This is a genomic window from Paraburkholderia hospita, assembly GCF_002902965.1.
Taxonomy (GTDB): Bacteria; Pseudomonadota; Gammaproteobacteria; order Burkholderiales; family Burkholderiaceae; genus Paraburkholderia; species Paraburkholderia hospita.
The window spans coordinates 496356-521472 of sequence record NZ_CP026107.1 but is presented as its reverse complement, the minus strand read 5'-3'; the positions used below and the strand labels follow the sequence as shown (position 1 = coordinate 521472).

Annotated in this window: 22 protein-coding genes; 9 read left to right on the top strand and 13 right to left on the bottom strand. The window is 61.8% G+C overall.

Going from position 1 to position 25117, the window contains the following annotated elements; genetic code table 11:
• Positions 1–108: 108 nt before the first annotated feature.
• Positions 109–1200, top strand: a complete 1092-nt coding sequence (locus C2L64_RS35530; RefSeq protein WP_007584870.1) for an alkene reductase — start codon at positions 109–111, stop codon at positions 1198–1200.
• A 71-nt stretch (positions 1201–1271) separates the two neighbouring features.
• Here C2L64_RS35530 and C2L64_RS35525 read toward each other — a convergent pair whose 3' ends face one another.
• Positions 1272–2177 (bottom strand): LysR family transcriptional regulator, encoded by a 906-nt coding sequence (locus C2L64_RS35525; RefSeq protein ID WP_007584869.1) that lies wholly within the window; start codon positions 2175–2177, stop codon positions 1272–1274.
• 95 nt (positions 2178–2272) lie between these two features.
• Here C2L64_RS35525 and C2L64_RS35520 point away from each other — a divergent pair, with 95 nt between their 5' ends.
• From C2L64_RS35520 to C2L64_RS35490, 7 genes are all read left to right on the top strand, one after another.
• The gene (locus C2L64_RS35520) at positions 2273–3889 is read left to right on the top strand and encodes an ATP-dependent acyl-CoA ligase (RefSeq protein ID WP_007584868.1); all 1617 of its coding nucleotides are present in this window, start codon (positions 2273–2275) and stop codon (positions 3887–3889) included.
• Positions 3890–4021: 132 nt separating this feature from the next.
• Positions 4022–5362 carry an MFS transporter gene (locus tag C2L64_RS35515; protein ID WP_039900845.1) on the top strand — a complete coding sequence of 447 codons (1341 nt, stop codon included), beginning with the start codon at positions 4022–4024 and terminating at the stop codon, positions 5360–5362.
• A gap of 11 nt (positions 5363–5373) precedes the next feature.
• Positions 5374–6525 (top strand): thiolase family protein, encoded by a 1152-nt coding sequence (locus C2L64_RS35510; RefSeq protein ID WP_007584865.1) that lies wholly within the window; start codon positions 5374–5376, stop codon positions 6523–6525.
• Positions 6526–6536: 11 nt separating this feature from the next.
• The gene (locus C2L64_RS35505) at positions 6537–6839 is read left to right on the top strand and encodes a Zn-ribbon domain-containing OB-fold protein (RefSeq protein WP_007584863.1); all 303 of its coding nucleotides are present in this window, start codon (positions 6537–6539) and stop codon (positions 6837–6839) included.
• Between the two features lie 27 nt (positions 6840–6866).
• Complete coding sequence (locus tag C2L64_RS35500) at positions 6867–7580, top strand: SDR family NAD(P)-dependent oxidoreductase (protein WP_007584861.1); 714 nt, start codon at positions 6867–6869, stop codon at positions 7578–7580.
• A gap of 43 nt (positions 7581–7623) precedes the next feature.
• Positions 7624–8862: a dienelactone hydrolase family protein gene (locus tag C2L64_RS35495; RefSeq protein ID WP_007584859.1), complete on the top strand. Its 1239-nt coding sequence runs from the start codon at positions 7624–7626 to the stop codon at positions 8860–8862.
• Between the two features lie 89 nt (positions 8863–8951).
• On the top strand, positions 8952–10043 hold the full coding sequence (locus tag C2L64_RS35490) for a porin (protein WP_007584857.1): 1092 nt from the start codon (positions 8952–8954) through the stop codon (positions 10041–10043).
• 989 nt (positions 10044–11032) lie between these two features.
• Here C2L64_RS35490 and C2L64_RS35480 read toward each other — a convergent pair.
• Positions 11033–12361, bottom strand: coding sequence for an MFS transporter (locus tag C2L64_RS35480; RefSeq protein WP_039900843.1), 1329 nt, complete (start codon positions 12359–12361; stop codon positions 11033–11035).
• A gap of 471 nt (positions 12362–12832) precedes the next feature.
• Here C2L64_RS35480 and C2L64_RS35475 point away from each other — a divergent pair, with 471 nt between their 5' ends.
• Entirely contained in the window at positions 12833–14296 is a 1464-nt protein-coding gene (locus C2L64_RS35475) for an amidohydrolase (RefSeq protein ID WP_007584853.1), read from the top strand.
• A 111-nt stretch (positions 14297–14407) separates the two neighbouring features.
• On the opposite strand, the gene C2L64_RS55925 is transcribed toward C2L64_RS35475, so the two are convergent.
• The 11 genes from C2L64_RS55925 to C2L64_RS35425 form a co-directional block, all read right to left on the bottom strand.
• Positions 14408–14968, bottom strand: coding sequence for a porin (locus tag C2L64_RS55925; RefSeq protein ID WP_279636267.1), 561 nt, complete (start codon positions 14966–14968; stop codon positions 14408–14410).
• Positions 14937–15524: a porin gene (locus tag C2L64_RS55920; RefSeq protein WP_279636266.1), complete on the bottom strand. Its 588-nt coding sequence runs from the start codon at positions 15522–15524 to the stop codon at positions 14937–14939. The genes C2L64_RS55925 and C2L64_RS55920 overlap by 32 nt, the downstream gene beginning before the upstream one ends.
• A 65-nt stretch (positions 15525–15589) precedes the next feature.
• On the bottom strand, positions 15590–16282 hold the full coding sequence (locus tag C2L64_RS35465; RefSeq protein WP_007584851.1) for an EthD domain-containing protein: 693 nt from the start codon (positions 16280–16282) through the stop codon (positions 15590–15592).
• 7 nt (positions 16283–16289) lie between these two features.
• Positions 16290–17750: an amidohydrolase gene (locus tag C2L64_RS35460; RefSeq protein WP_007584850.1), complete on the bottom strand. Its 1461-nt coding sequence runs from the start codon at positions 17748–17750 to the stop codon at positions 16290–16292.
• Entirely contained in the window at positions 17747–19240 is a 1494-nt protein-coding gene (locus C2L64_RS35455; protein ID WP_039900867.1) for an amidohydrolase, read from the bottom strand. Before C2L64_RS35455 ends, C2L64_RS35460 begins: the two co-directional genes overlap by 4 nt.
• Before the next feature lie 340 nt (positions 19241–19580).
• Positions 19581–20537, bottom strand: a complete 957-nt coding sequence (locus C2L64_RS35450) for a LysR family transcriptional regulator (RefSeq protein ID WP_007584848.1) — start codon at positions 20535–20537, stop codon at positions 19581–19583.
• Between the two features lie 458 nt (positions 20538–20995).
• Complete coding sequence (locus C2L64_RS35445) at positions 20996–21715, bottom strand: EthD family reductase (RefSeq protein ID WP_007584846.1); 720 nt, start codon at positions 21713–21715, stop codon at positions 20996–20998.
• A gap of 54 nt (positions 21716–21769) precedes the next feature.
• A complete protein-coding gene (locus C2L64_RS35440) occupies positions 21770–22867 on the bottom strand; it encodes an asparaginase (RefSeq protein WP_007584845.1) in 1098 nt (365 codons plus the stop codon).
• Positions 22864–23235 (bottom strand): non-heme iron oxygenase ferredoxin subunit, encoded by a 372-nt coding sequence (locus tag C2L64_RS35435; protein WP_007584843.1) that lies wholly within the window; start codon positions 23233–23235, stop codon positions 22864–22866. The genes C2L64_RS35440 and C2L64_RS35435 overlap by 4 nt, the downstream gene beginning before the upstream one ends.
• Positions 23232–24170 carry a dihydroorotate dehydrogenase gene (locus C2L64_RS35430; RefSeq protein WP_007584841.1) on the bottom strand — a complete coding sequence of 313 codons (939 nt, stop codon included), beginning with the start codon at positions 24168–24170 and terminating at the stop codon, positions 23232–23234. The genes C2L64_RS35435 and C2L64_RS35430 overlap by 4 nt, the downstream gene beginning before the upstream one ends.
• Positions 24164–25105, bottom strand: a complete 942-nt coding sequence (locus tag C2L64_RS35425; protein WP_100216029.1) for a dihydroorotate dehydrogenase electron transfer subunit — start codon at positions 25103–25105, stop codon at positions 24164–24166. The genes C2L64_RS35430 and C2L64_RS35425 overlap by 7 nt, the downstream gene beginning before the upstream one ends.
• Positions 25106–25117 lie beyond the last annotated feature (12 nt).

The window sequence follows — 25117 nt, the reverse complement described above, 5'->3', positions numbered from 1 at the left end:
CGGTTCATGGCTGTGCCGGCAGCGCTCGTCGCTCGAACGGACATGCAAGTCGCGCGTGAGTGACCTGCAGTCAGCCGTCTTTCATTCAAGCCAATCAAGGATTACGTCATGAACTCATTGTTCGATTCCGTCCGCGTCGGTCGACACGTGCTGCGCAACCGCCTGGTCATGGCGCCGATGACACGTTCGCGCGCGCAGTTCGACGGAACGCCAGGAGAACTGGCCGCCGAGTATTACGCGCAGCGCGCAGACATCGGGCTGATCGTCACCGAGGGCACCCAGCCTTCGGACGATGGACAGGGGTACCTGACTACGCCCGGCATTTATACGGATGCCCATGTCGCTGGCTGGAAAGAGGTGACGTCGGCCGTCCGTGAAAAAGGCGGACATCTCTTCATCCAGCTCATGCATGCCGGGCGCATGTCGCATCCCGACAATACGCCGCATCATCGTCAGGGCGTCGCGCCCTCCGCGATCTCGCCGGGCACGGGTATGTTCACGCCCACGGGCACGCAGGAGATACCCGTACCACGCGCGCTGAGCACGAACGAAATCCGTCAGACCGTCCAGGATTTCCGTCACGCCGCGCGCCGTGCGATCGAGGCCGGCGCCGATGGCGTCGAAATCCACGGCGCGAACGCTTATCTGGTTCAGCAGTTCTTCGCGCCGAGCGCAAATATGCGCACCGACGACTACGGCGGCTCGATCGAAAATCGCGCCCGCTTCGCCATCGAAGTGGCCACGGCGATCGCCAGTGAAATCGGCGCGGAGCGTACCGCCATCCGACTGTCGCCCGGAACGACGATGTGGGGCATCGACGAAGGCGCCGAGGGCCCGGATCTGTACCGCTTCCTGGTCGCCGAACTCGACAAGCTGGGGTTGGCTTACGTCCACATCATGCATCAGGGCAACGAGGTGCTGCTCTCCGACATCCGCAAGTTATGGACACGGGCTCTCATCCTGAACCGGCCCGGCCGTCCGCTTGAACGGGTCGGAAGCGATCTGGCTTCAGGGCTGGCCGATTTGGAGTCATACGGTCAGATGGTGTTAGCGAATCCCGATTTCGTCGCACGGTTGACGGCTAATTCAACGATGAATGAAGCGAACCGGACGACGTTCTTCGGTGGGGACGCGCGGGGATACACGGATTACCCGCACTTGCACGACCCTGCCGACGCCTGGCGTTACCCGCTGTGTTGAAGCCGTCGGACGCTGACGGGTCAGTCACTTCGGCCGTCGCCGGGATATTGCTCGTCGGCGGCCTGCACTGCTCATCGCTTCAGAATATCCACCAACAGCTGGCGAAACCACTGATTCCCCTCGTCTCCGTCGTATAGCTCGTGCCAGTGAATGGTCGATTCGAAATGCGGCAACTCGATGGGTAGCGGATAAATCGCGAACTGGCCCGAGTCGTTGAAGAACTCGGCCACGCCGCGTGGCAGCGTCACCATCCAGTCCGTGCGCCGCAAAATCTCCGGCGTGACGTTGAAGTGGGACACGCGCAGCGCGATGCGGCGATACAGTCCGCCCAGCCGTAACGACTCCTCGATCAACAGGTGGCTTCGGTCCAGCGATGCCACCGCGACATGCGACATCTTCTGAAACTGCTCAGCCGATATCCGCTTCGCAGGTAATCCGGGACGCTTGCGCGTCATGCACGCGTACTCCTCGTTGAACAATAGCGCATGCTCCGTCGCCGCCTTCAGCGAGGGAAGATTGCCGATTGCGAAATCGAGCCGCCCGAGTCGCATCTGCTCCTCCACCTCGGTCAGAAGCACGGCTTCCGCCGCAATCCGCACGCCCGGCGCCACCTGCTGCAGTCTTTCGCAAATGGACGGCAGAAAGACCTGCTCACCCACATCCGACATCGACACGCGAAATTCGCGCGTGCTCGTCGATGCGTCGAAAGGCTCGCCGTGACGCAACGCCTCCCGCGCGGCGGCGAGCGCCCGCCCGACGGGATCCTTGAGCCGCTGCGCAACGGAAGTCGGCAACATGCCCTCCGGCGTGCGCACAAATAGCGGGTCGTCGAAGATCGCGCGCAGACGTCCCAACGCGTAGCTGGTCGCCGGCTGCGAAAGACCAAGACGCTTGCCTGCCTGCGTCAGGCTGCGCTCTTCGAGCACCGCCTGAAACACGCGAAGCAGGTTCAGATCGACCTTATTGAAATCCGCCATATTTATGCAGCCCATATTATTTATGAATTTGACGGATAGTATAGGCAAACCTAGACTCGATCGCACCCACAAAGAATCACGAGGTCTCGGATCGTATGAATACGCTGGTCGAACCGCTGTCGATCGCAGAACTGCACGCAGAATCGTATCGCACGCTGCCTGCCTTGTTGAAGAATCGCGCTGCACGAAATGGCGACTCGCCGCTTTTCTCAGACCGCTCGACGACCTGGACCGCACGCGACGCGATCGACGTCGCGGCGAGTCGCGCCGACGCGCTAGCCGCGTATGGAATTCAGAAAGGCGATCGCGTTGCGATCCTCTGCGGTAATCGAATCGAGTTCATGGAAATCGTGCTGGGCTGCGCGTGGCTCGGCGCCGTTGCGGTTCCAATCAACACGGCGTCGCGAGGCATACAGCTGCGGCACATCCTGAAGAACTCCGGTGCCCGTCTGCTGGTTGCGGAATCGGGTCTGGTCGACAACGTCGTGGCGCTGCACTCAGGCGACCTGGCGCTCGAAACGATCTGGGTCATTGGCGAACAGGAACACACTTCTGCGGACTCGCCTTTTGCCCAGGTCGCGTTGCCTGCGCGCGGCGAACCGGTCGAAGCGGCGACGCTGGCTGACGGCGATCCATTCGTCATCCTGTACACGTCCGGCACGTCAGGTCTATCGAAAGGCGTGGTGTGTCCGCATGCGCAGTTCTACTGGTGGGGCACGCATACAGGCGGCGATCTGGAAGTGCGGCCCGGCGATGTGCTCTACACCTGTCTGCCCCTCTTTCACACAAATGCGCTGAACAGCTTCTTCCAGGCGTTGATGCACGATGCAGAACTCATCGTCGAGCGACGCTTCTCCGCGAGCGGCTTCTTCGATTCGCTAATCGCGACGCGCGCGACTGTCACGTATGTGCTCGGTGCAATGGTCCCGATTCTGCTGTCGCGTGCGCCTTCGTCGAAGGAACGCGAACATTGCGTTCGCGTCGCGCTCGCGCCCGGCGTCCCTCCGCAGTTTCAGGAAACATTCACACAACGTTGCGGCATGGGTCTCATCGACGGGTATGGCTCCACTGAAACCAACTCGGTCATCGGCGGCAAGCTGGACACGCGACGTCAGGGATACATGGGCAAACTCGCGGCGGGCTTCGATGCACGTGTCGTCGATGCAAACGATCAGCCTGTAGCGGACGGCGAAGCAGGCGAGCTTATCCTGCGCGCCGATCAACCCTATGCCTTTGCAAGCGGCTATTTCGGCATGCCGGAAAAAACGGTTGAAGCATGGCGAAATCTCTGGTTCCACACAGGCGATCGTGTCGTGCGCAGCAAGGACGGGTACTTCCGCTTTGTCGACCGCCTGAAAGATGCGATCCGCCGACGCGGCGAGAACATTTCGTCATTCGAAGTCGAACAGGTATTGCTCAGCCATCCTGCCGTCGAACTGGCCGCTGTCTTTGCCGTGCAGTCTTCGCTTGCCGAAGATGAAGTGATGGCCGCCATCGTTCTGCGCGAGGGTTGCACGCTGGGTCCGCTGGAACTCATCCAGTATTGCGAGCCGCGCCTGCCCTATTTCGCGGTGCCGCGCTATCTGGACTTCAGGTCCGATCTGCCCAGGACCGAGAACGGCAAGATCATGAAGTACAAGTTGCGCGAAACAGGCATGACGTCGACAACGTGGGACCTCGAAGAATCGGGATACAGACTGAAGCGTTCATAACGACGCATTGCGTCGCTCGAATATCTTGCCCATCCGGCTATCGGACGACTCTCCCCGACTCTCCCTGAAGGCGGGCAAATGCAATTCCATCGTCACCTTTCAGTGCACCCGGTGCACATCACGGAGTAACAGATGGCAAGTATGCAAACCCTTTCTGCGACGGCCAGTCCTCCCGACGGCACACCCGCCGGAATGACGGGCAACGTCGACCAGAAGTCGCTTCGGAGAATCGTGCTTGCCTCGGTCGCGGGCAACGCGCTCGAATGGTACGACTTCTTTCTCTATAGCACGGCGGCTGCGCTCGTGTTCGGCGAGTTGTTCTTTCCCAAGGGAACCGATCCGCTCGTCGGCACGCTCGGCGCCTTCGCCGGGTTTGCCGTCGGCTTTGCAGCGCGACCGCTCGGAGGCATTGTATTTGGGCATATCGGCGACCGCTTTGGCCGCAAGGGCGCGCTGGTATGGACACTGTCCATCATGGGCGGCGCGACCTTCCTGATCGGCGCGCTGCCGACCTACGCGCAAGTCGGCGTGTGGGCGCCTGGGTTGCTATTGGCGCTGCGCATTCTGCAGGGCATCGCTGCCGGCGGCGAATGGGGCGGCGGCGTGCTGATGATCAGCGAGTCCGCACCGCCGGAAAAGCGCGGTTTCTACGCGTCGCTGAGCCAGATCGGCGTGGGCGGCGGCTTCGTATTGTCCGCGGCGATATTCTTCATCGTGCAGATGCTGCCGAAAGACGCCTTCATGAGTTGGGGCTGGCGCGTCCCGTTCCTCCTGTCGATCCTGATCTTCAGTGTTGGCGTCTATATCCGCTCCAAGTTGCCGGAAAGCGCCGAGTTCGCCAATGCACAGGCTGCTGGAAAGAAAGCGCACATGCCTGTGCTCGACGTGATCCGCAAGCATCCTCGCGAAATCCTGGTGGCGATGGGCCTGCGTGTCGCGGAGAACGGTGGCTCGTACATCATGCTCGCCTTCGCACTCGCCTATGGCAAATTCATCGGCGTATCGAGTCAGGTGATGCTGGCTGCCGTGATCGTCTCGATGAGCGTCGAACTCTTCACGATGCTTCTGTGGGGTCGCCTGTCGGACCGGATCGGCCGCAAGCCCGTGTATCTGATCGGCGCATTAGGATTGGTCGCCATTGCCTTCCCCTTCTTCTGGCTGCTCGACAGCAAGGTGCCCGCGCTCATCTGGCTTGCGTTCCTGCTCGGCAATGCGGTCTGCCACGGCGCGATGATCGGCACGCAACCGAGCCTGATGGGCGAACTGTTCAGCACCGAAGTGCGCTACTCAGGTATGGCGCTGGGACATGAAGTGGCGTCGGTGTTCGCAGGCGGTCTGGCGCCGATGCTTGCGACCGCGCTGCTCGCGCATTATCACGCTGCATGGCCCGTCGCCCTGATGATGATGACGATGGGGCTGATCACGGTCATTGCACTCGTCTACACGCGCGAAACCGTCGCCAGCCGGGCGTGAGGAACATCGACATGTCATCGAACGGTTTCGATCGGGTCCTCATCGCGGCCGGCGTCGAAGTGCCTTACCGTCGTCAGCCGACACACGGCTCGACGGGCGAGCTGTTGGCGCAGGCGTTCGGTTTGCTGCTGGCTCAGTCCGGGTTTTCGGCAAAGGATATTGATGGTCTCGGCGTCGCTTCGTTCACACTCGGTCCCGATCACGCGATCGATCTCGCGTGGCGGCTCGGGCTGAGTCCGCGCTGGTGCATGGACGACTGCCACGGCGGCGCGAGCGGCATCAATCTGTTGCAGCATGCGGTCCGCGCAATCCAGCATGGCGACGCGAACGTCATCGCACTTGTGTCCGGCGATCAGTTTCAGGCAAGCGATTTCACGCATCTCGTCGAGAACTACAACCTCACGACCCGCACGTGGCTGCGCCCCTTGCAAAATGGCGGACCGAATAGCGTGTTCGCGATGCTCACACAGCGTCATGCAAAGCGTCACGGTTTGACGCGCGCCGACTATGGTGCGATGTGCGTCGCGCAGCGCGAGTGGGCGGCCATGAACCCGAATGCCGTCTATCGCGCGCCGATGTCCATCGACGACTACCTCGCAGCGCCGCTGGTTGCCGATCCGCTTGGGCGGTTCGACTGCGTGCCCGTGGTGAATGGCGCGAACGCCATCCTGCTCACTCGCGACGACCTCGCACACAATGCGACGAACGTGCGCGTGCGCGCGCTGAAGTGCCTGTACAACGCCGACCATCAGGCGGGCGATGGACTGGAGACATCGCTCAAACATGTCGCGGCTGATCTTTGGCGGCAGGCGGGCATTGGCCCCGAAGACATCGACCTTGCATCCGTCTATGACGACTACCCCGTCATGACCATCGCGCAACTCTGCGATCTCGGCTTTGCCCCCGACGGCGACATCCGTGCGCTTATCAGGCGCATTGCCTCACACGCTTTGCCCGTCAACACGTCCGGCGGTCAACTGTCGGTCGGCCAGGCGGGAGCCGCAGGCGGCATGCACGGTCTGGTGGAAGCCATCACGCAACTACAGGGCAAGGCGGGCGAACGGCAGGTCGACAACGCGAAGCTCGCCGTCGTGAGTGGATACGGCATGGTCGAGTATCGCTTCGGCATGTGTGCGAATGCTGTGGTTCTCGAAAGAACCTGAGGAAGCCATCGATGAATCTCGACATCACGCAATGCGCGCAATGCGGATTGAAGCTTTTCCCGGCGCGGTACTTCTGTCCTGCGTGTGGCTGCAACGCGTGGACGCGATGCGTCGCCGGGTCCGGCACGGTCATGGAATCGACCGTGGTCCGGCATCGTGCGGGCGAGCAGGAAGCGCACGCCGTGCATCTTGCGACTGTACGGACGAGCGAAGGCCCCGTGGTCATTGCGCGTCTGGACGGGCCCGTCCCCGACGGAACATCCGTGCGGTTGGAAATCGACGACATGCATCGCATCATCGCTCGCGCCTTGTAATCACGCCATCTTTTCCCGGAGATCAGCATGCCTCTTGATAACTGCGTAGCGTTCGTGACGGGTGCGAACCGCGGCGTGGGCGAGTGCTTCGTCCACATGCTCCTGAACAGCGGTGCGAAGAAAGTCTATGCCGGTGCGCGCAATATCGATGCGCTGCGCTTTGCGGACGACCGGATCGTGCCCGTTGAACTCGACATCACGGACGAGTCGCAGGTCAAGCAGGCCGCGGCGCTCGCGAGCGATACGACCTTGCTCATCAACAATGCGGGACTCAATTGCGTCGAGCCCGCTCTCGCCGCCAGCGATATGAACGCGGCGCGCACCGAAATGGAAGTGAACTACTTCGGCACGCTGAACATGATTCGCGCGTTCGCGCCTGCGTTCCCTGCCGGCAGCGCCATCGTCAATCTGCATTCGATTCTCGCACGGGTCACGCTTCCCTCCATGGCTTCGCTGTGCGCATCCAAGGCGGCATCGCTGCGTATGACGGAAGGCGTTCGCGCTGAACTGAAGCCGCGAGGCATCAGAGTCATATCGGTGCTGCCGGGGGCGATCGACACGGATATGAGCCGCGATTTTCCGCCGCCCAAACTCCCGGCGATCGAAGTCGTCAAGGCCGCCCTGTCAGCGCTCGATGACGACACGAACGAAGTCTACGTCGGTGCGATGGCACAGGAAATCGCAGCAGGTCTCGCGCGCGACCGGCACGCGATCCAGTCGAGTCTCGCCGGCACTATCTGAGCGACACATGCATATAGACAACCCTGAATCAACGGAGAGAAATGTGAGCGGTCAGTTTATCGATGTCACGTCCGAAGATGGCAAACAGTTTTCGGCCTACCTTGCCATGCCTCAAAAAGGCTCGGGCCCAGGATTGATCCTCCTGCAGGAGATCTTCGGCATCAACGCCTACATGAAGACCATGGCGGACCGGTTCGCCGAGGAAGGCTATGTCGTGCTGGTGCCCGACCTGTTCTGGCGCATGAAGCCGGGCGTCAATCTTGCCTACGACGGAAAAGACCTGGATGAGGCGCTGAACTACAACGAAAGGCTGGATCTCGACCTTGCCGTACAGGACATTGCAGCGACGATGAAAGCGCTACGCGCCCTGCCGCAGCAGATCGGGAAAACGGGTGCCATCGGTTATTGTCTGGGTGGCAAGCTGGCGATGCTCGCCGCAGCGCGAACCGATATCGATTGCGCCGTCAGCTACTACGGCGTGGGTCTCGATGCTTTCATCGACGAAATTCCGTCGATCAAATGCCCGATGGCATTCCACTTCGCCGCCGACGATAGCCTGTGCCCGCCTGCCACCCGCGAGGCCATTCAGTCGGCCATGTCGGGCAATCCTGCAATCGATCAATACGTGTACCCCGATTGTGAACACGCTTTCGCCACACCCGAGCGCGCGTCGTATGATAAACCTGCCGCCACCATGGCGTATTCGCGGACCCTCGCGCTGCTTCGCAAGGTGCTCGGCCCCGTCCACAACCTGAACGATTTGTGGGACCGGCACTGCTATTACGAGTTCGCCACGCGCGACGTCGATGCGATCATGCCGACCATGGTCGCCCAGCCCTACGTGAACCATGTCCCCACGATGACGGGCGGCGTCGGCCACGACCAGCTCAAGCGTTTCTACAAGTATCACTTCGTCAATGCGAACCCGGACGACACGCGTCTGATTCCGCTGTCGAGAACGATCGGCACCGACCGCATCGTCGACGAGTTTGTCTTCTGCGCGACGCATGATCGCGAGATCGACTGGTTGCTTCCAGGGCTTGCACCCACGGGCAAGTACTTCGAAATACCGATGCTCGCAGTAGTGTGCTTTCGCGGCGACAAACTTTATAACGAGCATATCTACTGGGACCAGGCATCCGTGCTCGTGCAGATCGGCGTGCTCGATCCGGCCGGGCTGCCCGTGGCGGGCATCGCGACGGCAAGGAAGATGCTCGATGAACGTCTGCCCAGCAACGAATTGATGTCCAAATGGGCTTCGAGCGAAGGCAAGACTATCTGAAGCGGTCCGCAATGATGACGCAATAAAAAGAACGATTCCTCCAACTTCATGGTGACCTCGTGAAAAGATTCTTTGCATTAACATTAGGAATGCTATGCGTATGCAGCGTTGCACGTGCACAGAGTAGCGTCACACTGTATGGCATCATCGACGACGGCCTGACCTGGTCGAGCAATCAGGGCGGCCATAGCGCATGGCAGATGCAGGGCAGCATTTCACAAGGCAACCGCTGGGGTATGCGGGGACTCGAGGACCTGGGTGGCGACTGGTCCGCGCTTTTCAGACTGGAGAACGGCTTCAACGTCAATACAGGAGCGCTGAGTCAAGGCGGCCGGCTCTTCGGCCGGCTCGCTTACGTCGGTCTGTCCAACACGCGTTACGGCACGGTAACGCTCGGTCGCCAGGGTGAAGCGATCGGAGACTACATCGGGCAACTTTCCGCGAACGGCACGCTGCCTGGCGGCATCCTGTTCCCGCATCCGGGCGATCTCGACAACAACGGTATCGATTTTCACCTGAACAACGCGGTCAAGTATGCGTCGCCGACCATTGCCGGACTCACGGGCGTGGCGATCTACAGCTTCGGCGGCGTGGCGGGTGACTTTGCCCGCACGAGCGCGAAGTCGTTCGCGTTGCAGTACGCGTACGGCGGACTCCAGCTCGTCGGCGCCTATACATCGATTGATCACCCGGCCCAGGCCGTTCCTGAAGGTCTATGGACCGCATCTAACACCGTCGACGGCAACTACGGCCTTGCGGCCGGCAGCTATAAGGTGCTCGGCGTGGGTGCCGGCTACACGTTCGGAGCGGCGCGCATCAGCGCCGACTGGACGCATACGCAGTTCGGTGACCTCGATCCGACGCTCGGCGCGAAGATCGGCGGTCACGTGACGTTCAACATCGGCGAAATTGTCGGCAGTTATATGATCACGCCGGCGTTGCAGCTGGGTATCGCGTACAGCTATACGGCCGGCAGCGTCTCGCAGACGGGGCAAGCGCCGCGCTATCAGGAGGCTGATGCGAGCGTGGACTACTTCCTCTCGAAACGCACCGACGTTTATGCCAGCGCGACTTATATGCACGCCAGCGGCGGCGCAGTGGCGAATCTGGCGCCGGTGCTCGCCGCATCCAGTTCGCCGAACCAGGTGGCGTTGCGGATCGGCATGCGCGAGAGGTTCTGAGTCCGGGGCGATCGGCGAGCATTTCGCGCCGGACGGCTTCGAGCCGGTATCGTTTCAGATAGGCGATGGGCGCCTGCCCGACATGCTGCCTGAACCCGGCAAACAATTCTGGCGGGCAACGCGCGCTGCCCGCTCCTCGTCTTCAAACGGAATGTCATCCCGCGCATGCTCGTGACTGAACTCGCGCGCTCGCAGCAGATAGACAGATGTTCCGGAATCAGGCCAGTCTTGCCCTGCCATTCCGGCGCCGGATTCATTACGACGACTTCATGCGAATAGTGTTCGATGCGCGCCGCGCAGGCTTCGAGCCGCTCGGCTTCGCACAGATCGCGTGCGTTCGTGACGCCGTAGTAGAGCTGCGCGGGCTGCCCGCCCCCTCCCCTCGGCAAGCTCCTCCAGCATGCCCCGAAAGGCAGAAAGGTCTGTGCCGCCGGCGAGCACGACGAGCGGGCGCTCCACCTGCCGCCGATAAAACGCACCGTAGTCCTTGCACGCAACGCTCGCGCATAGAGTTGCTCAGCGTGGCGTCTGGCAACAGGCGGATGAGGAACTGCAACTGCTTGCCATCCGGATTTGCGATCTCGCTCTCGTGACAGGCATAGTTTCTCGAAGATCAATTCCATTTCGCGCTCGAACAGCTTCGGCTCCGCAAACATCTCGCGGGCGATCCTGTAGACGCACTCGGCGGAACAATAGTCGATGCAGCCGCCGACGAACGCCTTCCGTTGAGCCGCATCGCGACGCGTGCTTACGATGCTTTCCGATGCAGGCATTTCAGATCCTCAGTGGCGTGTTGTTTGATTGCGGATCATTGAATACCCGCCGGAATGCGACCTCTATCCGACCACTTTACGTTTGCTATCCGCTTCCTTCGGCGAAGGCGTGACGGGATGCATACCGCAGCAGTCGGATTCGGTCGCCAGCCCGAAACGTCCCGTTGCGCCGACGCATGGCGCTTCAATAAATGACCCCGCGTGCATCCAGCGCGTTCACGCCGACGCGCCGGCGGCAAGCCGCGCGCGACGACGCCGGTCGAGCGCGAAGACCGCACCGAATGAGATTGCATTTGCCACCAGCAGATACCACGCGGGCGCCATCGGGTTGGGCGTGATCGTCGCGAGCCAGGCCACAACCAGTTGCGCCGTGCCGCCGAAAAGCGTCGTTGGTACGCTGTAGCAGATCGACACACAGGTACTGCGGATCGCCTGAGGAAAGATTTCAGGAATCACGCACAAGTGGAACGGCGACATCAGTACGCGCAACAAGGTCAGAAAGCCGACCATGCCGAGAAATACGCCACCCGTGCCCGCGTGCAACACCCAGGTGAACATCGGCACCACCGCGAGAATCGACAGGAATTGCGGCACGATCAGCAATCGGCTTCGCGGAAACCGGTCGAAATACACCCCAGCTGCGAGCGATGCCACGATGCCTACGCCGCCCGTCACGAAGCCGACCAGCATCGACGTCGAAGTCGGCAGATGCAGTACCCGGATGCCATACGTCGTCATGTAGTGGCCAACCACGTACACGGTGATCGTCGGGCCGATCAGCACGCAGCAGGCGAGCACCAGCTCGGTCATGTGCGTGTCGACGATGCCGCGCAGCAGTTCCCGGTTGCTCGTCACCGCATGCGTGACATCCAGCGTCTCATGCAGACGTCTGCGGATGTAAATGCCCAGCGGCGCGATCAGCAGCCCGAGCATGAACGGAATGCGCCAGCCCCACGCTGCCAGCGCATCGGCCGACAGCAGCGACGACACCGTATAGCCGACCAGGCCGCCCATCAGCGCCGCAATGCCTTGCGTCGCCAGTTGCCAACTTGTATAGAGGCCGCGCCGGCCCGCAGCCGCGGTTTCCAGCAGATAGGAAGTCGCGGGGCCCGCCTCGCCTCCCGCCGAGAGTCCTTGCAGCAACCGTCCGACGACCACCAGCAACGGTGCGAAGATACCGATGTGCGCGTAAGTCGGCGTGAACGCGATGATCGCGGTGCCAAGCGCCATCATGCCGAAGGTCAACGTGAGCGCCGCCTTGCGGCCGCGCCGGTCCGCATAGGCGCCGATGATCACACCGCCGACCGGCCGCGCAACGAAGCCGACGCCGAACACGGCAACAGAAGCGATGATCTGCGTCGCAGGCGAGAAAGATGGAAAGAACGCGCGGCCGATGAATACCGAGAAAAAAGCGTAGACAGTGAAATCATAAAACTCGAGCGCATTGCCGGCGACAACGGCCACGACGTCACGCATGGATGGCGAAGCGCCAGCCTCGGATCGCCCCACGGGCGCCCCCTCGGTAGCAGCGGAAAGTTGCGACACAAACTGTCTCCTGTTGATATCGAATTGCCGACGACCCCTGCCGTCCGCTTGGAAAAATAGTGCTGTTGGGCGTTGATAGTGTCAACGCGATGTCAAAATTCCCCGCACAGATCAGGCAGTGGCGTAACTCTTGCATACCGGCACGCAACTGCGACAACCATCCCATCTCATCCGCTTCGGCAGACTGAGAGAACGCGTGCTTCTTCACTTGCGCTTCATGCCGTCGATTCAATCGGCGCTCGCCGCCACCGGCTGCCTGCGATGCGCAAGGAAATGGATGAAGGCGAGAGACACGCCCGATAACGAGGCTCCCGCGTCACGCGCGCTGCGCAACCGAAAGTGAACAGCGCTACCGGAACAGAGCTTCCACTCGTCATCGCAACGCAATACGCTAAATAAAGGGAAGTCGACGCCCTGCCCTTTTCTCATATCGCACGTGCCTTGAGCACATGCAACACGCGAGGAGCCGTAGTGAAACATATTGCAAACGTGGCCGAACAGGTCGAGTCGAAGAAGAACGACTACATCGCGCTGGCCGACGACATCTGGTCCCTCGCCGAAATGCGTTACGCCGAATTTGAATCGGCAGAGCGGCACGCATCGGCGATCGAGGCGGCGGGCTTCAAGGTCACGCGTGGCGTCGCCGGCATGCCGACTGCCTTCGTCGCAGAGGCGGGCACCGGCGGCCCTGTCATCGGATTTCTGGGCGAATATGACGCGCTTGCAGGCCTGAACCAGGAGGCAGGTGCCACAGTATGCAGACCGGCCGCAGGCGCCCCGAACAGCAATGGGCATGGGTGCGGGCACCATCTGCTTGGCACGGCATCGCATCTGGCCGCCGTCGTGGCGCGCGATTACTTCGCAGCGAACGGCATCGAAGCCACCGTACGCTTCTATGGTTGCCCCGCGGAAGAAGCCGCAGCCGGGAAGACCTTCATGGCCCGCGCCGGCCTGTTCGACGATCTGGATGTTGCGCTGTGCTGGCACCCGTCGGTAGCCAACTCCGTTTTCATGAACGCGACGCTGGCCAACGTCCAGGCGTATTTCCGCTTTCACGGCAAAGCATCGCATGCGGCGCTCGCGCCGCACCTCGGGCGCAGCGCACTCGATGCGGCCGAGCTGATGAACATCGGCGTCAACTACCTGCGCGAGCACATGCCCGACCAAGCACGTGTTCATTTTGCATACGTGAATTCCGGCGGTATATCGACGAATGTCGTCCCGGCACTCGCGGAGACGCTCTATACGATCCGCGCGAGAACGAGCCCCGAAGCGATCGACCTGTTCGAGCGCGTCAAGCAGATCGCCGAAGGTGCCGCGCTGATGACGGGTACGCGCGTCGAGATGCTGTTCGATAAAGCCTGCTCGAACGTACTGCACAACGACACCCTCGACGCCGTGCTCGACCGGAACATGCAGGCTATCGGCAGCATGCAGGTGACAGCGGACGAGGTCGCCTTCGCTGCCGACATACAGAAGACCATCAACCCCGACGACCTTGCGAACGCGTCCCGGCATTTCGCGGCGGCGCTGCGCGATCCGCGCCCTATCATCCCCGAGATTCTGGCGTATCGCGCCGATGTTGAGCGGCCCGTTACGGGATCCACAGACGTCGGCGACGTGAGCTGGGCAGCTCCGACAACGCAGTGCCTGACGGCTTGCTATGCGTGGGGCACGGGCTTTCATTCATGGCAAATGGTGTCGCAAGGCAAGGTTTCGCTGGCGCACAAAGGCATGCTGCTTGCCGCCAAAACGCTCGCGGCGACTGCGATCGATCTCGCAGGACAACCCGAAACGTTGCGCGCCGCCCGTGACGAACTCCATCGCAAGCGCGGCATGAAGCCGTATCAATGCCCAATACCCGCTGACGTAACGCCGCCGCCTGCACGCGCTGCGGGCCCATCGGCGCGTTCGCCGCAACACGTGCCCGCATGAGGTTGCGCTCGCATTTGCATTGACAGTGCGGTGCGGGCGCTTTCCATCGGGTGCTGACGGGCAAGCGGCCTCGCCTCACGCATGTGCGTACGGCGAGGTCTGTCCGTCGCGTCAGAAGCGTTTGCGGATACCGATCGCAATCACGCTTTGATCGTCACCCGGCTGGCTCAACGATCCGTTCGCCAGCGTAGCGATCGCATGCTTCTGGTTGATGACATAGCCGAGGCGGGCATAGAGCGCCGTCACTTTCGACAGGTTGTAGTCGTAGCCGAGCCCTAGCGCCCACGAATTGGCCGCGGCCTTGCCCGCGACGTTTCTATAGACCACAGAGAACTTGACGTCGTTGGTCCCCTGGGGCGCGTTCACGCCAATCATATGTGTCGTGGCTATGAAGTAGCCTGGGTAATCCGGCACCGTCATGTTGAACTCATACGACAATCGCACACCGCTAAAGTTGTACATCGCGCCGGCACCGAGCCATTTGTTCTTCACCGAAGGCAAACTTGCTGTCGGGTCCGTATGGATGACGTCATAGAACACGCCGAGATATAGCGGTCCGTTCAGATATTCGAGTTGCGCGCCCTCGAAGTACGCTTCAGGATAGCCGGGCGTCGTGACGCCTCGCGGTGCGCCCATCACTTCAAACTGGAACCCGCCGATAATCGGCGTCATGTACGCGACTGCATTGCTGATCCGGTAGTCGCCGATTGTCGTCTGCTGCGCCGAGGTCGGAACTGAGCGCCGCGAGCGACCCATACGGGGAAAACGCACCGACGCCATAGAACGGGTCGAGCGCCAGAGAAAGTTCGGTCGGATATTGGCGGCCCAACTTGAGACGGCCCCAGTCGTTCGATACAAGCGCGACATTCGCCTCCCGGCTGAAGAACGTGCTTTCGTTCTGCGCTGTGGTACCGCCTGCCGTGCCATTCGTCAGCTTGATCGCCGACTCCAGATTGAAACGCAATGACAGGCCGCCGCCAAGCTGCTCGACACCGAAAAAACCGAATCGCGATGTCGCGCCCGCGCCGCTTTCCATTCCGAGTACATTGTTGCTGCCCGCGTGGCTGTATTGCAGGCCCGCATCGGCCACGCCATACAGGACACTTCCGCTTGTCCCGACGAATCCGTCGGGCACGAGAATCTGAAACGAGTCACCCGCCCATGCGTTCGATGCATAGATCAGTTCCGCGATGGCGATGGCGATGACGGTCTTCCCGCACGTTGTCATTTTTTTATGCACTCCAAACCATTTGAAAGATTAGTGTTTATTCAAAGCAGGTTACTTGCAGACGATCAGAGCCCGCTTACGAAAGACGTATGCATTGCAAAGTGCTTCGCGCCGCCAGAGAATGTGGGAAAGTTCTCGTTGTCGGCCCGCATGCGCGCACGCACAGGCGAATCGAGCGCACGCATCAGCGCGTCGATCGACGGGAAGGTGAGCTGGTTGCGCTGCATGTATGCGGCCCGTTCGAAAGGCATCGCATCGCACCAGTCGAGCCGTGTGAAGACCTGGACCTGCATCACGCCGGGATAATCGAGCATGATCTGCGGATGGTGACGGACGTAGTAGCCGAGCCACGCATTGAAGTCCTCCGCTTGCCCCGGGTAATGCACGAGGTAGCTGCATGCGTGTTCGCCGTCCACGTCTCGCGGAATATTTCGCAGCGGCAGGAAGGTCCGCGTGAGCATTGCCTGCTGGGTCATTTGCTCACCCGCGATATGTCGCCATAGCGAGGAGCGCACGAGCGTGTGCAGTCGGCCACGTGGCATGAGCTGAGACTCGAGCGCCTCGATCGATTCGAATACGAATCTCATCGCGGCCCGCGGCGCCGCGCCATCGCGATGGTAGGTTTCGACGGCGGCCGGTCGGTGCAATTCGGCAAAACGCAGAGACGGTATGAGCGCAAGCTCCGTGCGCAACTCGGCAAAGGCGTCCGCCCCCGCCGGCGATGTGTGGTCGCAAGCGGTCAGGAAGTAGGAAATCATGGTGACGTCAGACCTTCTCTTTTTCGAATGAGGAAAGGCTCGCCGCTCTCGCGGGCGGCGCCTGCACATCGGGAGGAATCGGGCTGACGTATGGACGCCCGCCCTTTTGAACTGCGAATTCGGCCTTCGCGGCCTCGATATGCGCCGGGTCGACGCACAACTGGACGGCCGCGTCGGCCATGACTTTGGCTGCGTGCACCAAACCCTTGTGCGCCGCCGGCAACTTGCCCTGCGCGACCAGCTGCCACGTGTGCATGTTGGTGCCGATCGCGTAGCAGGCGCCGAGGTACTGCGTAGTCGGCACGATCCAGCTCACGTCGCCGACATCGCTCGAGCCCGTCAGCGTGCCCGGCTCGTCGTCGAGCGACAGCGCGCGCAGGCTCAGGCCAAGTTCGCCCGGATCGCCGCGATACGACTCGATGCATTCGCGCAGATCCGCCTCGGTCATCCGCTGCGTCAGTTCGCTTGCGAACGCCTGGTCGACTGCGTCAAACGGGGGTGGCCCCAGCATCTCCAATGTGTCCATCATCAACCGCTCGATCACGCCGTTACGCAAAACATTCGAGCACGCGCGATCGAATTCGATGCTCACCTGTGTGTCAGTCATCAATGCGGCGGCGCGTCCGATCTGCTCGACCCGTGCCGCCAGTTGCCGCGCATCCGCGAGTTCCGGCGACCGGACGACGTACAGCACTTCGGCGTTGGCCTGCACCACGTTCGGTGCGTATCCGCCTGCATCGGTGATCGCGTAGTGCACGCGCGCATCAGATGGCATGTGCTCGCGCATGAAGTTCACGCCGACGTTCATCAGTTCGACTGCATCGAGTGCGCTGCGCCCAAGATGTGGCGACGCGGCCGCATGTGACGCAATGCCCGAGAACCGGAACGCCATCTGGATCACGGCGAGGGACTTGTACTTGAACACGCCCGAATAAGGACCTGGATGCCAGGTCAACGCGGCGTCGAGATCGTCGAACGCTTTCTCGCGCGCCATATAGGTCTTGCCCGCGCCGCCTTCTTCAGCAGGGCAACCGTAATAGCGCACCGTGCCCGCAATATCGTGGCGCGCGAGATAGTCGCGTGCGGCGATCGCCGCCAGCATCGCGCCAGCGCCGAGCAGATGATGACCGCATCCGTGGCCGTTCCCGCCGTCGCATGCGGCCACGGGCTCGACGGCGCCTGCCACCTGGCTCATCTCCGCGAGGGCATCGTATTCCCCCAGAAATCCGATGACGGGTCCGCCAGCGCCCCACTGCGCGCTGAAGGCGGTCGGGATGCCGCCTACGTTGCGCGTCACGCGAAATCCTTCGCGTTCCAGTACGGCGATCTGTGCGTCGACCGACTGGAACTCCTGCCACCGCGTTTCGGCGAACGCCCAGATCTCGTCCGACAACCTGATCGACGCATCCTTCTTCGCATCGACGAGACGCGCTACTTCGGCGACCCGTTTATCCGACAACTGACTCACGATTGAACTCCTGCATACTGCGAGGGAAACGCACCGCGCAAGGTCCCACGCGGCGCTTGATCAGCGACGAGGCTGACGATTGGCGGCTCGACGTCGGGCGGTATCGGGCAGCGATACGCGGCATCCGCCGTCTGCTCCTGCAGCGCGTGCTTCGCCGCCGCGAGCGTGGCGGGATCGTGATAGAGCGCCGTCGCGGTGACGGCAAGCACCTTCGCGGTGTGCGTCATCCCCTTGTGGGCAAGCGACGACTTGCCCTGCGCGACCAGTTGCCATGAATGGAACGGCGTGCCGAGCGCGAAGCATGGAACAAGACAACGGGCCGTCGGCACGACCCAACTGATGTCGCCTACATCGGTGGATGCGGCCAGCACGGGCGGCATCCGCTCCGCCGGCAACACTGCATCGTGGAGTTCGCCTTTCAACTGCTCAGCGCCGAAGATGACGAGGCTTGCACGCGCTTCTTCCCGCGAGATCGCCTTCTGCATCTGACGCGCAAAAGCACGGTCGTCATCGTCGAAAGGCACGGGTCCCAGTGCCTGCATGCGTGCATGCATCAGATCCGAGAGCACCGGGTTCGGACGCATATTCGACATCGCCTTCTCCACACGCGCGCTGATCGTCGTCTCGGTCATCATCGCAGCGCCCTCTGCGATCTGCAGCAAACGCGCGTGAATGGACCGCACGACGTCGAGTTCGGGCGCGCGTATCTGGTAGACCACCTCGGCGCGAGCCTGCACGACGTTGGGCGCCCGGCCGCCCGTATCGTGAATCGCGTAATGCAGTCGAGCATCGGACGGCACATGCTCGCGCAGATAGTTGGCTGCCACGTTCATCAGCGCCACTGCGTCGAGCGCACTGCGTCCGAGATGCGGCGCGGCGGCCGCATGAGCTGCACGCCCGGAAAACGTGAAGCGCACATGCAGTGTAGCCAGCGTCGACATCGCGTCGATCGCATAGATGCTGGCCGGGTGCCACGTCAATGCAGCGTCGACATCGTCGAACACACCGGCACGTGTCATGAAAGTCTTGCCCGCGCCGCCCTCTTCAGCGGGACAACCGTAATAGCGGATGCGTCCCGCGATGCCTGCGTCGCGCAGATGATCGCGCACCGCCAGCGCGGCAAGAAGCGCGGCTCCGCCCAGCAGATTGTGACCACAACCGTGACCGTTGCCTCCACTCGCGGCGGGCATCCGGTTCGGCACGCCCGCGGCTTGACTCAGCTGAGGCAACGCATCGTATTCGCCTAGCAGACCGACGACCGGCCCGCCTTCGCCCCATTCGGCGACGAAGGCCGTTGGAATGCCCGCAATGCCACGGGTCACCCGAAACCCGTGGCGCGTCAGCTCCCTGATCTGAAGGTCAGCGGAAACGTGTTCAGCGTAGGCCGTTTCCGCAAGGTCCCAAAGCCTGTCGCTAAGATGTGTACACAACGCGCGGTGAGGCTCGATGCGAGCGATCACGTCCCGTTCTGCTTCGTTCAGGTTCGACATAAATCTGCGTGATTGAAGGGTATTCCCGTGCAGCGCACGATGACGCGCTGCGATTTCGAAGATCAATGGCCGGCGCAGTGTGGCCATCCTGATTCGCGGACGAAGCGGCTACCGCGCTGCTCGGTTGAACGCGTATGTCGCGCCGCACGACAGAGTGCAGTCCGTGAATAGATGCACGCTGCGGGCTCAGTCGAGTGGGAGCCAGTGAACTGTCATCCGCCTGAGAAATGGTTATGTTTATTCTTCGACGGGTCAAACCGCAAAAAAAAGACGCGCGAAAAACGCGCGTCAAATTCTCATGGTCTGGCTTTTGCTTCGCGTCGCCACCGGTACGCGACGCTCATTGGCTCAGCACGCACTCGACCGCATGGAAGATGCGTTTGCTCATCGGGTCCGATGCATTCGCCTGTTCGATAATGGTGTCTTTCAGGCTTCGAATGAATACCTTGGCCGCCGCGCTCAACGGGGTGCCACGCCGGTACATCAGGTTTACTTCCACCTCGGGGATAGTCTCCGTCACTGGCAACACGCACAGCCCTTCCTTGGCCACCAGCAGCTCTGCGAGCGGCCACGGCATGATCGAAAGCACATCGGTGTTCGTGATGAGGCCGATCATCATTGTCGAAGAATGGGCGACGTGTACGCGCGGCTTGTAGCGTCGAAAGAACTCTCCAAACGGACCATCGCCTTCAGCGTCGTTTTCCGTGAAATCGCGATTCAGTACCCAGCTTGCGCCCTTGAGTTGCGATAACGTGCGGCATTTGGCCAGCGGATGCCCTGCACGGCCGACGACCGCGTAGCTCGCAAGAAAAAGCGGCACTTGCTGAAACTCGTCGCGGCCTGAAGGCGGGCAGGCGCGATTCACCGATAGATCAAGTGTGCCGTCACGCAGCTTCGGCACCGCGACGCTCAACAGGCTCTCGTAGAAAACGAGCCTTGTGTCGGGCATTTCCTGCTCGAAGCGCTTCATGATGCCGCCGAGCAGCCCGATGGCAACCCAGGTCGGAAGGGCAACCGTCAGCCGCTCTCTGCCCGCTCCGGAGAAGCGATCCATCTCGTCTTGCGCCCGCCGCAACTGCTCGATCATCAGACGGGCGTGCGTGAGCAGAGCCTGACCCGCGTCAGTCAGAATGATTCCGGACGCTTCACGAACGATCAGCGGCACGCCCGCTTGCGCTTCGAGTTCGCGCATCGCCTTCGTGACAGCCGCCGGGGAAAGTTCGAGCGCCTTCGCTGCGTTGCGGATGCTTCCGGTATCGGAAATCGCGACGAGTGTACGCAGTTGGTGAATCTTCATCAGGTCGGTTTCTCCACATCCGCTTCGCAACCAAAAGTTAACGGGGATACTTCCATTGATCCCCGTCGCAGACCGTCGGGCGTGATGCACCTGCAAACGGTACAGTTCGCTATTTGCCGATGAACGGCACTGCGCCGCCGATCAACTCAAATGGCAACATTGTGACGGTAATTCAGACGGGCGCGTCAATAAAGCGGAAAGCGCATCTCGCGGGATGCGCCGCATGACAAGACGATCGAAAGACTCGAGCGCAGTCCGGCCCGAGAACATGGTGATGTGCCCGCTACGCCGGAAGCCGGTAAGCGGGCATGGTGCAGGCTGGCGCTTTCGCGAGGATGTGAAGATATCGGGTGAGCGGCGCTCCGCAAGCGCTAACGCTCACGCGCGACATCAAAAGACGTGCGGGACGCCGATCCGCAGCGGGGCCAGCGGCTCGACGCCGCTCGCCGCGTGCAGGTTTACGGTTCGACCGGGCGCTTTGGTGGATAAAGCGTTTCTGCCCACATCGGATGATGGATATTGCTGCCCTCGAATGGCGGAAACTTCTCGAAGTCCGCGCGCATTTGATGTCTGACGGGCGAATTCATTGCGCGCGTGATCGCTTCGGCACTATCGAACATCAGCTTGTTGCGCTGCATGTAATGCACACGCTTCCACGGCATCGCGTCGACCCAATCCACGCGCGTGAAGATCTCGATTTCGCGCACGCCTTCGAAGTGCTTCATGATCTGCGGATGATGCGACAGATAGTAGTCAAGCCATTCGTCGAAGTTCTCAGCGCGACCCGGATAGTGAACGAGAAACTGACAAGGCAGCGCGCCCACCGGCACCTGTGCGTGCGGATCGAGCACGGGGAAAGGCCGCCTCGCCATGACCTGCTGCTCGACCGTACATGCATCGAGGCTTGGGTACGCGTCGCTCGCGAGTCGTTGCAGGTGTCCGCCGGGACAGATCGCCGACTCCAGATCCGCCAGTCTTTCGAAATCGAGTTGCATGGCGAAGAGCGGCGACGGGCCGTCGTCGGTGTAATAGTCCTTCGCCGCGGATGGTGTATATAGCCGCGCGCGACTCAATGCTGGCGTCTTGTCGACGCACGCGCGGACACGTTGCCAGTCCTCGTCGCTGATGCGCGCACTCGGGTCAGGATGGTGGAACGTGACGAGATAGGAGAATTGCATGTTCGGCTCGATGATTCGATCGATTGGGTTGATGACGCAAGCGGCCAGTTCATTTCAAAGCTCGAGCAACGCTTCCTGCACAGAATCACTCTCCACTTTCGCGCCAAGGCAGGAAGCGAGTATCAGCATCAACGCGATACGCAATTTCTGCGGCGAGAGATCGCCACCCGCGAGTATTCCATCGGCTGCGAGAAAACGCTGCTTCGGCACCACGCCACGCGGAGAGCGCGTTGCCTGCACGACTACCACGCCCGCCTCCACCGCGTCGCGCAGCGCCCCGCGCTCTCCGGCGGCGGGACGTCCCGGTGCAAGGCCCGCGGAAACGATGCCGCGTGCACCCGCCGCGACGAACGCCTCGATTGCCGCGCCGTCCGCACCCGCATATGACATGGCGATATCGACCCGCGGCAATTCAATCGGCGGCGAAGCATCGAGAACGCACGCAAAACGCGCGACGTGCCGAAGCGACCGCTCGTCGCACACGATGCGCCTGCGCCAGACCACCGTGGCATCCGCGTCGATCCGGCCTAGCGGGCCATACGGCGGAGCCTCGAATGCCGCGAGTTCGAAACTCGCCGCCTTGGTGACGTCGCGCGCTGCAAAGAACAGGCCACTCATCGCGACGAGCACACCCGCACCCCGCGATTCTGGCGCGGCGGCAACGGCAACGGCGCCGCGCAGATTGGCCGCGGCATCACTGCCGTCCGTGTTCGCGGGACGCTGTGCGCCCGTCAACACGACGGGCTGATCGAGATCGAGCACGAGGTCGAGAAACCACGCCGTCTCTTCGAGCGTCGCCGTACCGTGGGTGATCACGAAACCCGTCACCGCAGGATCGTTTTGCGCCGTATCGCGGATCAACCTGGCCAGTTCGAGCCAATCCTGCGGACGCAGCGACACGCTGCCCAGACTCCGAAACGGGACAGGCACGATCTCCGCATGCGGCGCAAGTTCACCCAGACGTTGCAGCAGATCGTCGATCGGATGAATGACGCCGCTGTCCGCGTACTCGATCCAGTCGAACCGATGCCTGCCATGCATCGCAAACGTGCCGCCCGTGCCTATCACCGCAATGCGCGGACGGCTGCGAGGCGCGTTTCCGCGCTCGACCGTCTTCGACGCCATTCGCTCCTGCACCTGATCGTCGCTCATGCCTGCATCCTCACGAAGAGCACATCTCCTTCGATCTTCGTCTCGTGACGCCGTGTGTCGCGGGAGATGGGCGCGGAAAGCGCGCGGCCCGTTCGCACATCCACCAGCCCGGCATGCAGCGGACATTCGATTTCGTGCCCTTCGAATTCTCCATCGCTGAGCAACGCCGCGCCATGCGTGCAGATGTCGTCCAGCGCGTGAATCTCGTCGTCGACACGAAACAGTCCGATCTTGACGCCTTCAAGGTCGATGCCACGACACGCGCGCGCGCCGAAGACTTCGTCGAGCGGGCCGATCGCAAACCAACCATTGTCGCCGCACACATACTGCCGCGCATCGGCGGACATAATCTGGATCACCGCATTCATAGCGCCACCCGTTGCTGAAGATCGACAGGCTCATGCATCTTCACTGCACCGATAATGTCGGTGAGCTTGGCCACGCCATGCCGCTTGCACCACTCGGTCAGATCGTCGATCAAACGCGGCATCGCCGTTGGGGAAACGAAATTGGCGGTGCCGACCTGCACCGCGCTGCAGCCCGCCAGCAGAAACTCGAGCGCGTCCGCAGCGGTCGCAATGCCTCCGCATCCGATGACGGGAATCTTCACGGTCTGCACGCACTGGTAAGCGATCCGTAGCATGATCGGCCGCGTGGCCGCGCCCGTCAGCCCACCCATGACATTCGCCACGCGAGGGCGGAAAGTCTCGACATCGATGGCCATCGCGAGGATCGCGTTGCTGACGACCAGGGCATCCGCACCCGCGTCTTCGGCAGCAAGCGCGACTTCGACGACGTTGCCCGCATTCGGCGTCATCTTCGGCCAGACAGGCAACGAGGTCGCCGACTTCATCGCCTTGACGACCTGCCAGGTGGCGTCGGGGTCCATGCCGAACGCCTGACCGTTCTTCTTCAGGTTCGGGCACGACACATTCGCCTCGATCGCAGCGACGCCCGGCACACTGATTTTTGCGGCGAGCCTGCCGAACTCTTCGATCGTGTTCGCCGAGATGCTGGCGACAAGTGGCGGACTGTACCTCCGGTAGTACGGCACCGTCTGTTCGATATAGTAGTCGCTGCCCTTGCTGGGAATGCCGATCGAAAAGAGTGTCGCGTCGCGAAACTCCGCAACGCGCGGCGGCGGAACGCCTTCGCGCACGTCATGGGTGATCGTCTTCGTAACGATCGCACCCAGGCAGTTGAGGTCGAATATCTGCGACGTGCCTTCGGCGAACGTGCCCGACGCCGGCATGACGGGATTGGCCAGCGCAAGCGAGCCGATATTGACGCTGAGGTCTACCATGATGTCGTTTCCTGAAGATCGAAGACGGGGCCTTCCCAGCACACGCGGCGGTAGCTGAGCTCTTCGGAACCCGGCTCTTTGCGAAATGGCCGCACGCATGCGTAGCAGGCGCCGTAGCCGCAACCCATGCGCTGCTCTAGCGCGACCTGCCCGGGGATGTTCAATTGCGAAGCCACGCGTTGCAGCATGACGAGCAGCCGGTTCGAACCGCATGTGGCGGCGTAGGTGATGCGCCTGCGCTCGTAGACCCGCCGGATGATGCTTTCGACCTGAACGACGTCGCTGGTCTGCTCGTCATCGGTGACTGTGATGACATCCGCGCCTGTCGCTTGCAGAAAGTCTGCCGACATCATCAACGCCTGGCTGCGCGCACTGAGAATTGCCGTCACGCGGGCACCCGCTGAGATCGCCTGCTGAGCGAGCGGCGCCATCGTCGCGAGGCCGACGCCACGGCCAAGCAGCAGCACGTGCGCGGGCTCCGACGATGCGGGAAGCTCGAACCCTTTCCCGAGCGGCCCCAATGCATCGAGCGTATCGCCTGGCTGAAGCTGCGCGAGGCCGCGTGTTCCCGCGCCTTGCACCTTGTAGAGAAATTCGATGCGGCCGTCTTCTGCATTCACGCAGTAGATGCTCATCGGCCGGCGAAGGTACGGTGAGTCGTCGTTAGACGCGGGACACGCGAGATGAAAGAACTGTCCAGCGCACGCCGTCAGCGCAAGCCCGGGCGCCGTCAGCACGAGATGCTTGTACTCCGCATTGACCCATGCGTTCGAGCGCACTTCGCACTGGTTCTCCGCAATCGTCGGCGCAGTCCGGCATGTCTGGCCCGTATCCGCGTTCGCGCGGTCCGGACACAACGCGATCACGCGCGCACGCGACGGGTCGGTTATCGCACTGTCTCGCGGCGCATTCGGGTCTGTCGAAAGTGTGTTCATCAGCATTCCATC

Coding starts and splice junctions, on each gene's coding strand:
- C2L64_RS35500 (WP_007584861.1), top strand. CDS start 6,867: ATGCCTCTTGATAACTGCGTAGCGTTCGTGACGGGTGCGAACCGCGGC.
- C2L64_RS55925 (WP_279636267.1), bottom strand. CDS start 14,968: ATGACGCCGATTATCGGCGGGTTCCAGTTTGAAGTGATGGGCGCACCG.
- C2L64_RS35435 (WP_007584843.1), bottom strand. CDS start 23,235: ATGAATGCGGTGATCCAGATTATGTCCGCCGATGCGCGGCAGTATGTG.
- C2L64_RS35530 (WP_007584870.1), top strand. CDS start 109: ATGAACTCATTGTTCGATTCCGTCCGCGTCGGTCGACACGTGCTGCGC.
- C2L64_RS35465 (WP_007584851.1), bottom strand. CDS start 16,282: ATGATTTCCTACTTCCTGACCGCTTGCGACCACACATCGCCGGCGGGG.
- C2L64_RS55920 (WP_279636266.1), bottom strand. CDS start 15,524: ATGACAACGTGCGGGAAGACCGTCATCGCCATCGCCATCGCGGAACTG.
- C2L64_RS35445 (WP_007584846.1), bottom strand. CDS start 21,715: ATGCAATTCTCCTATCTCGTCACGTTCCACCATCCTGACCCGAGTGCG.
- C2L64_RS35525 (WP_007584869.1), bottom strand. CDS start 2,177: ATGGCGGATTTCAATAAGGTCGATCTGAACCTGCTTCGCGTGTTTCAG.
- C2L64_RS35425 (WP_100216029.1), bottom strand. CDS start 25,105: ATGAACACACTTTCGACAGACCCGAATGCGCCGCGAGACAGTGCGATA.
- C2L64_RS35450 (WP_007584848.1), bottom strand. CDS start 20,537: ATGAAGATTCACCAACTGCGTACACTCGTCGCGATTTCCGATACCGGA.
- C2L64_RS35505 (WP_007584863.1), top strand. CDS start 6,537: ATGAATCTCGACATCACGCAATGCGCGCAATGCGGATTGAAGCTTTTC.
- C2L64_RS35455 (WP_039900867.1), bottom strand. CDS start 19,240: ATGTCGAACCTGAACGAAGCAGAACGGGACGTGATCGCTCGCATCGAG.
- C2L64_RS35490 (WP_007584857.1), top strand. CDS start 8,952: ATGCTATGCGTATGCAGCGTTGCACGTGCACAGAGTAGCGTCACACTG.
- C2L64_RS35515 (WP_039900845.1), top strand. CDS start 4,022: ATGGCAAGTATGCAAACCCTTTCTGCGACGGCCAGTCCTCCCGACGGC.
- C2L64_RS35520 (WP_007584868.1), top strand. CDS start 2,273: ATGAATACGCTGGTCGAACCGCTGTCGATCGCAGAACTGCACGCAGAA.
- C2L64_RS35510 (WP_007584865.1), top strand. CDS start 5,374: ATGTCATCGAACGGTTTCGATCGGGTCCTCATCGCGGCCGGCGTCGAA.
- C2L64_RS35430 (WP_007584841.1), bottom strand. CDS start 24,170: ATGGTAGACCTCAGCGTCAATATCGGCTCGCTTGCGCTGGCCAATCCC.
- C2L64_RS35440 (WP_007584845.1), bottom strand. CDS start 22,867: ATGAGCGACGATCAGGTGCAGGAGCGAATGGCGTCGAAGACGGTCGAG.